12 protein-coding genes and 2 pseudogenes are annotated in these 11,691 nt (G+C 70.7%); 6 read left to right on the top strand and 8 right to left on the bottom strand.

Annotated elements, in window-relative coordinates:
• Positions 1 to 25 precede the first annotated feature (25 nt).
• Entirely contained in the window at positions 26 to 265 is a 240-nt protein-coding gene (locus tag R2E43_RS13530) for a hypothetical protein (RefSeq protein WP_199807222.1), read from the bottom strand.
• Between the two features lie 119 nt (positions 266 to 384).
• Here R2E43_RS13530 and R2E43_RS38980 point away from each other — a divergent pair, with 119 nt between their 5' ends.
• From R2E43_RS38980 to R2E43_RS13545, 5 genes and pseudogenes are all read left to right on the top strand, one after another.
• Positions 385 to 543, top strand: coding sequence for a helix-turn-helix domain-containing protein (locus tag R2E43_RS38980; RefSeq protein WP_319121838.1), 159 nt, complete (start codon positions 385 to 387; stop codon positions 541 to 543).
• 96 nt (positions 544 to 639) lie between these two features.
• A pseudogene (locus tag R2E43_RS38985) lies at positions 640 to 859 on the top strand (Scr1 family TA system antitoxin-like transcriptional regulator); the annotation flags it as partial.
• 156 nt (positions 860 to 1,015) lie between these two features.
• Positions 1,016 to 1,204: pseudogene (locus R2E43_RS38990) on the top strand (hypothetical protein).
• Between the two features lie 99 nt (positions 1,205 to 1,303).
• Positions 1,304 to 1,813 carry a SigE family RNA polymerase sigma factor gene (locus tag R2E43_RS13540; protein WP_003973981.1) on the top strand — a complete coding sequence of 170 codons (510 nt, stop codon included), beginning with the start codon at positions 1,304 to 1,306 and terminating at the stop codon, positions 1,811 to 1,813.
• A gap of 79 nt (positions 1,814 to 1,892) precedes the next feature.
• Positions 1,893 to 3,155, top strand: coding sequence for a hypothetical protein (locus R2E43_RS13545; RefSeq protein WP_106517767.1), 1,263 nt, complete (start codon positions 1,893 to 1,895; stop codon positions 3,153 to 3,155).
• Between the two features lie 53 nt (positions 3,156 to 3,208).
• Here R2E43_RS13545 and R2E43_RS13550 read toward each other — a convergent pair whose 3' ends face one another.
• From R2E43_RS13550 to R2E43_RS13580, 7 genes are all read right to left on the bottom strand, one after another.
• Positions 3,209 to 4,162: a hypothetical protein gene (locus R2E43_RS13550; RefSeq protein WP_003973983.1), complete on the bottom strand. Its 954-nt coding sequence runs from the start codon at positions 4,160 to 4,162 to the stop codon at positions 3,209 to 3,211.
• A gap of 143 nt (positions 4,163 to 4,305) precedes the next feature.
• Positions 4,306 to 5,628 carry an Nramp family divalent metal transporter gene (locus R2E43_RS13555; protein WP_030870270.1) on the bottom strand — a complete coding sequence of 441 codons (1,323 nt, stop codon included), beginning with the start codon at positions 5,626 to 5,628 and terminating at the stop codon, positions 4,306 to 4,308.
• Positions 5,629 to 5,695: 67 nt separating this feature from the next.
• On the bottom strand, positions 5,696 to 6,331 hold the full coding sequence (locus R2E43_RS13560; protein ID WP_136207761.1) for a hypothetical protein: 636 nt from the start codon (positions 6,329 to 6,331) through the stop codon (positions 5,696 to 5,698).
• A gap of 95 nt (positions 6,332 to 6,426) precedes the next feature.
• Positions 6,427 to 7,908, bottom strand: coding sequence for a GntP family permease (locus tag R2E43_RS13565; protein ID WP_003973986.1), 1,482 nt, complete (start codon positions 7,906 to 7,908; stop codon positions 6,427 to 6,429).
• A gap of 120 nt (positions 7,909 to 8,028) precedes the next feature.
• Positions 8,029 to 8,439 carry a RidA family protein gene (locus R2E43_RS13570; RefSeq protein WP_003973987.1) on the bottom strand — a complete coding sequence of 137 codons (411 nt, stop codon included), beginning with the start codon at positions 8,437 to 8,439 and terminating at the stop codon, positions 8,029 to 8,031.
• Positions 8,436 to 9,200 (bottom strand): IclR family transcriptional regulator, encoded by a 765-nt coding sequence (locus R2E43_RS13575; protein WP_003973988.1) that lies wholly within the window; start codon positions 9,198 to 9,200, stop codon positions 8,436 to 8,438. Before R2E43_RS13575 ends, R2E43_RS13570 begins: the two co-directional genes overlap by 4 nt.
• Positions 9,197 to 10,252 (bottom strand): sugar kinase, encoded by a 1,056-nt coding sequence (locus tag R2E43_RS13580; RefSeq protein WP_011029988.1) that lies wholly within the window; start codon positions 10,250 to 10,252, stop codon positions 9,197 to 9,199. Before R2E43_RS13580 ends, R2E43_RS13575 begins: the two co-directional genes overlap by 4 nt.
• Before the next feature lie 136 nt (positions 10,253 to 10,388).
• Between R2E43_RS13580 and R2E43_RS13585 the strand changes: the two genes are divergently transcribed.
• Complete coding sequence (locus tag R2E43_RS13585) at positions 10,389 to 11,690, top strand: amino acid deaminase (protein ID WP_332056234.1); 1,302 nt, start codon at positions 10,389 to 10,391, stop codon at positions 11,688 to 11,690.
• The last annotated feature ends 1 nt before the right edge of the window (position 11,691 follow it).

Genomic DNA, 11,691 nt, shown 5'->3' on the forward strand with positions numbered 1-11,691 from the left:
GGATCCCAATCGGCCTTTACGTACTTCATCCCTTGCAGCTCACTCCTTCGGCCGCCAGACGCGGACGCTTCCACTTGTCCCCGGTGATGTCCATGGTGCCCTTGTCGCCAAGCCGCCCGGTACCTCTCATGGAATCTACGGCCTTTCCCTTCAGCGCGTTCTCGACACTTCGCGGAACATCTACTTCTGCAGCCGACTTCCGGTGTTTGTTGAACCATCCGTCGCTGCCGAAGATGCCGACTTCACGGCCACGTTTGTCGTACACGTGTATCTCAAAGTCAGTGCCCTTCGTACCTTCCTGCCACGTGTCCGTTCTTCCTCGATATCCCTTCCCTAGCCCCAGCCCGCACGTCGGCGGGCACGTCCGCCGAGTCGGCCGCGAGGCTGCTCGGTGTCGACCGGGGCACGATCTCGCACATCGAGTCGGGGGTACGGGCCGTCAGCCCCGAGCGAGTCCGCACCCTGGCCTGCAACTGCGACTGTGCAGACGCGGAATACGTTGACGCCCTGGTCAGCATGGCCGCAGCAGGTCGGCGGGGCTGATGGGAGAAGTACCGGGTATCGCTGCCACAGGGGATGCTGGACATCGCGGAATTGGAGGCGTGCTCCACCCGGATGCGGACCGCCTACTCGATGCACATGCCTGGGCTGCTCCGGACGTCCGACCATGCGATGACTGTCTTCCGGGTCGTCATCCCGCAGTTGCCCGAGCACGAGGCCGCTCTGCGCATGGCTCATCGGGTCGAGCGGCAGAGCGTGCTGGCCGGGGCCAACGCGGTTCGTGGCCATCGTGCGCGAGGCGGCGCTCCGTATGCAGTTCGGTGGGCGGGAGGTGGCCAAGGCACAGCTGCGCTACGTCCTGGAGAGGTCGGAGCAGGACGAGGTGACTGTCCTGGTGATCCCCTTCGCGAAGTACCGTGCCCATTTTGGACTGGACGGAGCGCATCGCCCTCTCATGAGAGGCATCACGCGGCTTCATCCACGCGATCGCCAACGACTCCCGAGGGGACGCCCGATGAGCGACATCACCCGGGAAGCACCCTTCTGCGGCGAGGGAAACTTCTGCTTCCGCCTCGGTACCGACGCCACCGGCAACGCCTACGTCGCCTTGGACGGTGCGGAGGACCCCCCTCACGGACAGCCGGGAGGCGCTGCGGCGCATGATCCTCGACGTCAAGGCGGGAAGGCCGACCACCTGCTTTGAGTCCCGCTGTGAAGTCCGTATGAAACATTTTCCGGGGCCCACCGCATCAATGAGGTGAGGGCGGTACACCACGGCGGGGACTTCGGGGGGCGCGGACGGATGAGGCAGGGGAGGGCGGACGAGTACGCCGAGTTCGCGGTGGCGCGGGCCGGGCATCTGTACCGGTCCGCGTGTCTGCTCACCGCCGGGGACACGCATCTGGCCGAGGATCTCGTGCAGGAGACCTTCGGGCGGCTCTACGTGCGGTGGGGGCGGGTGTCGCGGGCGGAGAACCCGGCCGCCTACGCGCAGACCGTGCTCACCCGCGCCTTCCTCGCCCATCAGCGGCGGCGCAGCAGCGGGGAGCGGGCGACCGACGTGTTCCCCGATCTGCCCGGCGCCGGTGACGGGGACGCGTCCCTGCGGCTGACGCTGCTGGACGCGCTCGCGCGGCTGCCCGCCAAGGACCGGGCCGTGGTCGTCCTGCGGTACTGGGACGACCGCTCGGTCGAGCAGACCGCCGACGTGCTCGGCGTCAGTTCGGCGGCGGTGCGGACCCGGTGCTCGCGAGCGCTCGGCCGGCTGCGGGAGCTGCTGGGCGAGGACCTCTCGGAGTACGCCAGACCCTAGGCGGCCCCTGCCCGGACCGTCTCTCGCTCGCCGCTCTGAGCGGCTCATTTCGACTCACGTGTGGAAAGGGTGGTTCACCATGCTCGAAAACGAACGTCAGGACCCCTTCGAGGACCGGCTGGGCACCGCCCTGCGCGACGCCGGTGACGGCTTCGAGGCCGATCGGGCGGCCCTCGTCACCGCGGGGCGGGCCCGGGGGCGGCGGGCCCTGCTGCGACGCAGGGCGGCCGTGGTGGGCGGGGTGGCCGGGGTCGCGCTGGCCGGGGTGGGCGGGGTGCTGGTCCTCCCGGCGGACCACCCGGCCGGCCCCGACCGGTCCGGCACGGCCTCCGCCGCCTCCGCCGGCGACGCGACCACCGCCGCCGCCTCCTTCACCGGCGACGACCTGCTGCGCGAGCTCAAGGGCCTGCTTCCTCCGGGGACTTACGGCGAGGAGTCGGCCCGGGGCTCGGACCACCAGCTGGGCCCGACCGCGCAGCTCGTCTACGACGACGGGGCCGGGGCCGCCGCGATCGGCATGGGCTTCGCGCGGGTGGAGCCGGGGAGCGCCCAGGTGCGGGAGCTGATGGCGTGTCCCGACCACAACATCACGCCGTACGACGACTGCTCCTCCGACCGGCTCCCCGACGGCTCGCTGCTCAAGCTGTACCAGGGCTACGAGTACCCGGACCTGCGCGTGGACACCAAGCGCTGGACCGCCGACCTGGTCACCGCCGAGGGACAGCACGTCAGCGTCTCCGAGTGGAACTCCCCCGCGGAGAAGGGCGCGCCGGTCAGTCGTGAGGAGCCTCCCCTGTCGACGGAGCGGCTGCGGGAGCTCGTCACCGCCGGGGTGTGGCGCGAGGTGGTCGACGCCGTTCCCAAGAGCCGCAAGCCGCCGCGGTCGGCCGCGCCCCGCACCGAGCGGCCCGAGGTCTCGGGGAAGTCGGTCGGCGACACGCTCGCCGCGCTGCTCCCCCGGAAGCTGGACGTCGTCTCGCGCGGTGGGCAGGAGTCCGAGTACGCCTACGTCGTCGTGGACGACGGGCGGGGCCGCAGCCTGGTCCAGATCAACGTGCAGCACGGGATGGCCGACGTCGCCGGGCAGTTGTACGCCGACGGCGAGACTCTGCCCGACGGCACGCGCGTCGCGACCCGGCAGGGACCCGGCGAGAAGTCCGGTTCCGGCGTGGTGATGTGGACCGTGGACACGCTGCGTCCCGGGCCGGAGGGCTTCCGCGTGGTGATCAGCGCCTTCAACACCGGCGACCAGAACAAGGACGCCACCCGGGACGCCCCCGCGCTGACCGTGGAGCAGCTGCGGACGATCGCGCTCAGTGGGGAGTGGGACCGGTTGCGGTGACGGCTGCCGCAGCATCACGCGCCCGCTGCCCGCAGGCCGGCGGGGCCGTCGACTCAGGGCAGCATGCCGTGCTCCTTCTCGAACTCCTTCTTCTGCTCCTCGTTCGGCGTGTTGGGGCGGTTCTCGCTGATCGGTTCCCGCGGGTCCCCCGGGGTGCCGGTCAGAGCCTCCTGCACATCGGTACCCATCCGGATGTGATCCGTTTCGAAGCCGTGCACCGGACCCCGGATCTGTACCTCGCCTCCGTTGAAGAAGCCGACGTCGAGGTTGGGGCCGGCCACGACCGTCGCGACCAGGCCGACGAAGAAGTTCTCGTTGCTCCGCGAGTACCCCTGCACGTACTCGGCGCGGTTGCGTTCGGCCATCCCCCTCGTGGCGACCGCGGACCCGCGCGCGACTCTCTCGCTCGGGCTGAACGGGATGAACGACGTGTTGTTGGTGGCGTAGTCGGGAAGCTCCCCACTGCCGAGCGGGGGGATCACTCCGCCACCGTTGACGTCGTGCCAGGTCTCGTGATGGCGGGGGATCCCGCGGTACAGGGCGAGTCCACCCATCCGGTACTTCATCACATGCGGTGTGAGGTCGTCGTTGAGTACACCGTTTACGACGGCGACATCGTGGATGTACGCCCTGCCTCCCTGTGGCGTCCGGAAGACGTAGAACGCGCCCTGTCGCGTCATGGGTATGTCATCCTCACCCACGCGCACGTTCACCTCCTGCTGCGCCGCCGAGCGGTTTCCGCTCACCGCGTTCTTCATCTTCTGGAACATGCGCTGCACGGGCGGCTGCGACCCGTGCTGCTGCCGCTGCCCCGCCAAGGACGCCGCGACGGCCGCGTTCCCGGCCGAGTTCTGGAGGTCCGACACCGCATGGGGCGAGAGGTCGCCCGCCGACCACGCCTGGCCCGCCGTCGACGCGGCCCGGTCCGTCCGTACGACCGGACCACGGTCCCCAGCACTGCGCCGGCCTGTGAGCTCGTGGTCGGACTGCCGGTCGTGTCCTCGCATGCTGTTCCCTCCGAGGGACGCCAGTGCCTGGCCCGGGTGGCCAGAGTTCTCCAGCTTCAGACCTATGCGACTCGTCGACACCCGGGAAGGACGGGAAGAGCACCCTTCGGGTCATGGCCGCGTGCCCGAAAGGACAGCTGGGCTCAGAAGAACTCCGACCACGGCTGGTCCCAGATCTGCTTCACGCACAGGACCAGGAACAGCAGCCCGGCCACGGCGAGCATGCCGTTGCTGAGGCTGCCGTTGCGCCATTCGCGGGGTGTGCGCGAGGAGTTGAGGAGCCACATCAGGGTGAGGGCGAGGAAGGGCATGAAGGCGGCGCCCAGGACGCCGTAGATGATGATCAGGCGGAAGGGCTCGTCCTGGAACAGCAGGATCATCGGCGGGAAGGTCAGCCAGAGCAGGTAGGCGCGGAAGGCCCAGGAGCGTTCGCGGCGGCCCGAGGCCAACTCGTCGCCCCGCGCCTCCCGTTCACCGCGCCGGCGGGCCAGGAAGTCGGCGAACATCAGGCTCACGCCGTGCCAGACGCCGATCAGCGAGGTGAAGCTGGTGGCGAAGAAGCCGATCAGGAAGAGCTTGCCGGTCGCCGTGCCGTACTCCTGCTCCAGGATGTCGCCGAGCTGGATCAGGCCCTTGTCGCCGCTCGCGATCGCGATGTTGGCGGAGTGCAGCAGCTCGGCGCCGACGAGGAGCATCGCGACGACGAAGATGCCGGTGGTGGCGTAGGCGACCCGGTTGTCCAGCCGCATGACCTTCATCCAGCCGGTGGTGGTCCAGCCCTTGGCGTTGACCCAGTAGCCGTAGGCGGCCAGCGTGATGGTGCCGCCCACGCCGCCGATCAGGCCCAGGGTGTTGAGGACCGAGTCCTTCTCGTCCGGGAGGACCGGGAGGAGTCCGGCGAAGGCGTCGCCCAGGTTCGGGGTGACGCGGATCGCCAGGTACACCGTGATGACGAACATGACGCCCACCAGGACGGTCATGACCTTCTCGAAGACGTTGTACTTGTTGAACCAGACGAAGACCAGGCCCACCAGGCCGCAGGCGATGCCCCACCATTCGAGGTCCATCACGTCCGGGAAGAGGGCCTGGAGGGGGAGGGCGCTGGACGACATCGCCGCGGCGCCGTAGACGAAGCCCCAGATCACGGCGTAGATCGCGAAGAACCACGTGGTCCAGGAGCCGATGCTCGCCCAGCCGTCGAAGAGGGTGCGACCGGTGGCCAGGTGCCAGCGGCCGCACGCCTCGGCGAGGGAGATCTTCACGAGGCAGCCGATGACCGCCGCCCACAGCAGGGTGTAGCCGAAGTTGCTGCCCGCGATGAGGGTGGCCACGAGGTCGCCGGCACCCACACCGGTCGCGGCGACGACGATCCCCGGGCCGATGTAGCGCCAACTGGACTTACGGGGGGCCTGATCGGCCCCGACCGATACGCCTGCGTCTGAGGTGTTGCCCGTGGTGTCCGCCATGGGGGTCAAGAAAGCCCATGGCCGCCGGTGCGACAAGAGGGCGTGCACGGATCTTCACCCGAAACGCTTACTCCGCGCGGGCCTTGGCCTCCTCGGCGCCCTCGGCGTCCTCGGCGTCCTTCTCCGCCGTGTCCGCCGTATCGGCCGTCTCTGCCGCCTCTACGGCCTCCGCTTCGGTTTCGGACTCCGCCTCGCCGTCTTCGAAGTACGCGTCCAGGACCTCGTCCAGGGCCGATTCCCACTCGGCGAAACGGCTTCGGGAGGCGGCCTCGATCTCGATCGGGTACCAGCGGCGGTCCGGCGTGTGCACCGTGACCGTGAACCGCTTGCCGAAGCGGCCGGTCTCCGTCTCGACCGCCCCGACCTCGTCCCAGCGGAACTCACAGGCCTGGTCGTCGAGGGAGAGACGTACGCCCCTGTGGTCGGCGACGATCTTGGCACGGCGGTCGGAGGCCTCGAAGACGGGGCCGTCCACAGGGGCCTCGGCCTCCGGTTCCTCGGCGTCCTCGGCGGGGGGCTCGTCGGCGGCCGGGGAGTGCGACGACTCCTCGGTCTCCGCGTCGGCGTCCTTCTCCGCCTCGTCCTCGGCGCGTCTCACGTCCTCGGGCTCACCGGACACGGGTGCGGTGAGCCCGGGGATGAATGCCGGGTCGAATCCGGCGCCTTCCAGGGGCTGGCTCGTCGATCCTCTGCGCTGCTCCACGCGGGCAGTATGGTCGACGATCCTGTGCCGGGCACAGCCAGCCCCAACTTCGTTATCAGACGCCTACACGAGCCGCCCGTACGAGCCGTACCCGCCTACACGAACAGGCTCACCACCGCGGCCACCACGAACCCGGCGACGGACAGGACGCTCTCCAGCACGGTCCACGTCTTGAGCGTGTCCCGCTCGCTGATGCCGAAGTACTTGGCGACCATCCAGAAGCCGCCGTCGTTGACGTGCGAGGCGAAGATGGAGCCCGCCGAGATGGCCATGATGACCAGCGCGACGAACGCCTGCGAGTGGTCGCCCTCGGCCAGCAGCGGCGCCACGATGCCCGCCGTCGTCACGATGGCCACCGTCGCCGAACCCTGCGCGACCCGCAGCACCACGGAGATCAGGTAGGCGAGGACGATCACCGGCAGGCCGACGTCGTTGAAGGTGTCGGAGAGTGCCTGGGCGACGCCGCTGGCCTTGAGGACGGCGCCGAAGACCCCGCCCGCGCCGACCACCAGCAGGATGTTGCCGACCGGCTTCAGCGAGGCCGTCGAGACGGTCTCCAGGGACTTGCGGGACCAGCCGCGCCGGATGCCGAGCAGGTAGTAGGCGAGGAGCAGGGCGATGGTCAGGGCGACGAACGGGTTGCCGAAGAACTCGATCACCGAGCGGAGGGTGGACGGGTCCAGGGCGATGGAGGAGAAGGTCGCGGCGAGGATCAGGACCAGCGGGGTGCCGATGATGCCGAGGACGGTGCCGAGCGCGACGGGGCTCTCGTTCGGCGCGACGCCGGCCTTGCGCTGCTCCTCGATGACGGCCTGCTTGGCCTCCTCGGACGCCTCGACCATGTCCTGCGGCACGGGCACGAAGATGCGGCGGCCGATCCAGGCGGAGAACACCCAGGCGGCGAGGACGGCGGGGATGCCGCAGACGATGCCCATGAGGATGATCCAGCCGAGCTTGACGTTCAGCAGTCCGGCGGCGGCCACCGGGCCGGGGTGCGGCGGCAGGAAGGCGTGGGTCATGGACAGGCCGGCCAGCAGCGGCAGGCAGTAGAGCAGGATCGACTTGCCGGAGCGCTTGGCGGCGGCGTAGACGATGGGCGCGAGGACGAAGATGCCCACGTCGAAGAAGACCGGGATGCCGAAGATCAGACCGGTGAGGCCCATGGCGAGCGGGGCCCGCTTCTCCCCGAAGAGGCCGAGCAGGCGGGAGGCCAGCACCTGGGCGCCGCCGCTGACTTCGAGGATCGCGCCGAGCATGGTGCCCAGGCCGATGATGATGGCGACGTGGCCGAGGATGCCGCCCATGCCGGACTCGATGGTCGAGACGGCGTCCGACTTCTGCACGGTGCCGAAGAGTTCGGTGACCGACAGGCCGGCGAGCAGGCCGACGGCTATGGAGACGGCGAGCAGCGCGACGAAGGGCTGAAGCCGCACCTTGATGATGAGGAAGAGCAGCAGCGCGATGCCGATGGCGGCGACGGTCAGCAGACCGGCGGTGCCGTCGATCAGGGTGAGCAGACCGCCGGTGTGGGGTGGGGCCTCGGCGGCGGCGGCAAGACGGAGGGACGAGTAGGACATACGGGGGTCCTCTGGATAAGTACATGGAGCTTTCGGGCAGGGAGGAGCGCGGCACGGCGCCCCGAGGGGTGGGGTGCCGTGCCGTTCAAGGCAGTCGGACGGGTGGAGCGGAAGGGACGGTCAGCCGAGGACGGCGAGCGCGTCGATCTCGATGAGGAGGCCGGCGGGCAGACCGACGTAGACGGTCGTGCGCGCGGCGGGCGGCTGGGTGAGGCCCTGCTCCGCGAAGTAGGCGTTGTAGATCTCGTTCATCTCGGCGAAGTGGTCCACGTCCGTGAGGTAGACGCGGAGCATCATCACGTCGTCCCAGGAGGCGCCGCCCTCCTCCAGGATCGCCTTGACGTTGGCGAGGGTCTGGAGGGTCTGCTCGCGCAGGGTCGGACCGGCCGGGGTGGGGGCCTTGCCCTCCTCGTGGGGGAGGAAACCGACCTGGCCGGCGACCTGGAGGATGTTGCCCTTCTTCACGCCGTGGCTGAACTTCGCCGGGGGGACGGTGTGGGTCGCGGGGACGAGAGCGATCTTGTCGGTCATGCGGTGACTTCCTTGACTGGGGTCCTGCCGGAGTACTCGCCGCTGATGGCGTCCGCCGTACGGCGCACCAGCGGGAGCAGGGTGAGGAGTTCGTCCGCGGTGACGACCACGTTCGGCGCGGAGACCGACATGGCGGCGACCACCCGGCCGTCGGCGCCCCGGATGGGCGCGGCGACGCAGTTGATGGACTCCTCGTGGCCACCGAGGTCGGTGGCCCAGCCCTGTTCGCGCACCTTGGCGAGTTCCTTGAGGAACCCGTCGGCGTTCGGTGTCGAACGGGCCGTGTACATGGGGTAGTCGAGCTGCTCGGCCACGGCCCGGCGCTCGTCCTCGGGGAGGTCGGCCAGCAGCAGCTTGGCGACGGCCGCGACGGTGATGGCGACGGGCTTGCCGATCCGGGAGTACATGCGGACCGGGTAGCGGCTCTCGACCTTGTCGATGTAGAGGACCTCGTCCTCCTCGTGGACGGCGAGGTGGACGGTGTGTCCCACCTGTTCGTTGAGGCGTACGAGGTGGGGGTGGGCGATCTCGCGGACGTCGAGGTTCTCCATCGCCTCCTGGGCGAGGGAGATCAGCCGGGCGCCCAGGCGGTAGCGCTGGTCGGACTGGCGGTAGACGAAGCCGTGGTCGTGGAGGGTGCGCAGCAGCCGCAGGGCCGTGGACTTGTGCACGCCCAGGCGGTCGGCGACCCGGCCCAGGTCGGCGGGGCCCTCGGCGAGCAGCGGCAGGATGCTGAGCGCGCGGTCGACGGTCTGGCTCATGGCGTACGTACCTCCTCCTCGGCCCCTTCCTCGGCGTGTGTCCAGCCGGGGCCGAGTCGCAGTCTCCCCCACGCGGTGTCGTCGAGGGCGACGAGGCGGTCGGCGTGACCGCGCGCGGGGGGTGCGGCGAGGTCGGCGGGGACGGTGAGGGCGGCGGCGGCCCAGAGGTGGCCGTGGCGCAGGCGCTCGCGTACGGGCTTTCCGCGCAGGGTGGCGGAGAGGAACCCGGCGGCGAAGGCGTCGCCCGCGCCGACGGCGGCGACGACGTCGACGTGCAGGGCGGGCACGGAGGTGGCGTCGGTGCCGTGGAAGGCGGTGGCGCCGCTCGCACCCTGTTTGACGACGAGCAGCTCCGGCTCGGGCAGCGCGGCGCGGACGGCCTCGGGTCCGCCGAGACCCCAGGCGTCCCGTGCCTCGTCGTCGCCGACGAAGACGAGGTCGGCGCCGCGGGCCAGTTCCAGGAGCACCTCGGGGCCGTGTCCGTGCCGGGCGTCGCGCCACAGGCCGGGGCGGTGGTTGACGTCGAAGGAGACGAGGGGCCGGCCGGGTCGGCGGGCGGTCAGCTCGCGCATCAGGCCGAGGCAGCCGGCGGAGAGCGCGGGGGTGATGCCGGACAGGTGCAGGACGCGGCCGGAGCGGATCGCGTCGAGGTCCATGGTGTCCACGGACATCGCGGAGGCGGCCGAGCCCGCCCGGTAGTAGGCCACCTCGTGCGCGTCGGTGGCGCGGTCGCCCGCGGTGCGGAAGTAGACGCCGGTGGGGCGGGCGGGGTCGCGGCGCACGGCGGAGACGTCGACGCCGTAGGCACCGATCGCCTCGACGAGGTGGTCGCCGAAGCCGTCGGCGCCGACCCGGCCGGCCCAGCGGGCGGAGTGTCCGGCGGCGGCGAGCACGCAGGCCACGTTGGACTCGGCGCCGCCTATGGCGCGGTCGAAGGAGGGGACGTCGGCGAGGCGCCCGGGCCGGGAGGGCAGGAAGGTGACCATGGACTCGCCGAGCGCGACGACGTCCACGACGTCGGGGGCGGTGCTGCGGGGTCCGTCAACGGTCACGATGGTCCTGGCTCCTCTTCGCGTCTCGCGGGCGGCTGCTCCGTTGACCCCGCGTTCGCCGAGATGTTAGACAGCAGTAAGCGATATACGCAACGATCGTTGCAGGATTTGCAACGGATCAGACCAGGGAGGCTCCATGGCCCTCGACAACGGCCCCGCAGGCGGCCGCGAAGCCCTCGCCGAGCTGGCCGAGGAGCGTGTCGACCACCGCTTCAAGGGCCTCCCGCCGGACGCCTACGGCCTGCCCCTCGCCGAGCTGGCCGGACAGCGCCGCAACCTCTTCACCGGCGGTTTCACCACCCCCGTCCTCGCGCTGTCCGCCGAGCGCCTGGAGCACAACCTGAAGCTCATGGAGACGTACTCCGCCCGGCACGGCCTCGCCTTCGCGCCGCACGGCAAGACCTCCATGGCGCCGCAGCTCTTCCACCGCCAGATCGAGCACGGCGCCTGGGGCATCACCCTGGCCGTGCCGCACCAGGTACGGGTGGCGCGGGCGTTCGGCGTTCAGCGGGTCTTCCTGGCCAACGAGCTGGTCGACGCCGCCGCCCTGCGCTGGATCTCCGCCGAGCTGGACGCCGACCCCGGCTTCCGCTTCGTCTGCTACGCCGACTCCGTGCGCGGCGTCGAGCTGATGGACGCGGCCCTGACGGACGCGGGCGCCGCCCGCCCGCTGGACGTCGTGGTCGAGCTGGCCGCCGGTGCGGGTGCCCGGACCGGCGTGCGCACCGAGGCCGGGTGCGCGGCGGTCGCCGACGCGGTGGCCGGCGCGCGGACGCTGCGGCTGGCCGGGGTCGCCGGGTACGAGGGCGAGGTGCCGGACGCCGACCCGGAGCGCGTGCACGCGTGGCTGCGGCGGCTGGTCGCGCTGGCCGTCGACTTCGACAGGGCCGGGCGGTTCGACGGGCTGGAGGAGATCGTGCTGAGCGCGGGCGGCAGCGCCTGGTTCGACGCGGTCGCCGACGTGTTCGCCGAGGTCCCCGGCCTCTCGCTGCCCGTCCTGAAGCTGCTGCGCTCGGGCGCGTACGTCTCCCACGACGACGGCCACTACCGCGAGCTGACCCCCTTCAACCGGGTCCCCGAGGAGGGCGCCCTGGAGCCCGCGTTCCGGCTGTGGAGCCAGGTCGTCTCCCGCCCCTCCCCCGAGCAGGCGTTCACCAACGCGGGCAAGCGGGACGCGGCGTACGACCTGCACCTGCCCTTCGCCCAGGTGGTGCGCCCCGCGGACGGCGGCCCCGAGCGCCCTGCGACCGGCGTCGAGGTGACCGGTCTGTCCGACCAGCACGCCTGGCTGCGCACGAGCGGGGAGGCGGACCTGGCGGTGGGCGACTGGGTCGGGGCGGGCCTGTCCCACCCGTGCACCTCCTTCGACAAGTGGCAGCTGATCCCGGTCGCACAGGCGGACGGGACGGTCGTCGACTACATCCGCACGTTCTTCTAGA

It is taken from the genome of Streptomyces violaceoruber (assembly GCF_033406955.1).
GTDB lineage: Bacteria > Actinomycetota > Actinomycetes > Streptomycetales > Streptomycetaceae > Streptomyces > Streptomyces violaceoruber.

Coding starts and splice junctions, on each gene's coding strand:
- R2E43_RS13570 (WP_003973987.1), bottom strand. CDS start 8,439: ATGACCGACAAGATCGCTCTCGTCCCCGCGACCCACACCGTCCCCCCG.
- R2E43_RS13565 (WP_003973986.1), bottom strand. CDS start 7,908: ATGTCCTACTCGTCCCTCCGTCTTGCCGCCGCCGCCGAGGCCCCACCC.
- R2E43_RS13540 (WP_003973981.1), top strand. CDS start 1,304: ATGAGGCAGGGGAGGGCGGACGAGTACGCCGAGTTCGCGGTGGCGCGG.
- R2E43_RS13555 (WP_030870270.1), bottom strand. CDS start 5,628: ATGGCGGACACCACGGGCAACACCTCAGACGCAGGCGTATCGGTCGGG.
- R2E43_RS13585 (WP_332056234.1), top strand. CDS start 10,389: ATGGCCCTCGACAACGGCCCCGCAGGCGGCCGCGAAGCCCTCGCCGAG.
- R2E43_RS13550 (WP_003973983.1), bottom strand. CDS start 4,162: ATGCGAGGACACGACCGGCAGTCCGACCACGAGCTCACAGGCCGGCGC.
- R2E43_RS13575 (WP_003973988.1), bottom strand. CDS start 9,200: ATGAGCCAGACCGTCGACCGCGCGCTCAGCATCCTGCCGCTGCTCGCC.
- R2E43_RS13545 (WP_106517767.1), top strand. CDS start 1,893: ATGCTCGAAAACGAACGTCAGGACCCCTTCGAGGACCGGCTGGGCACC.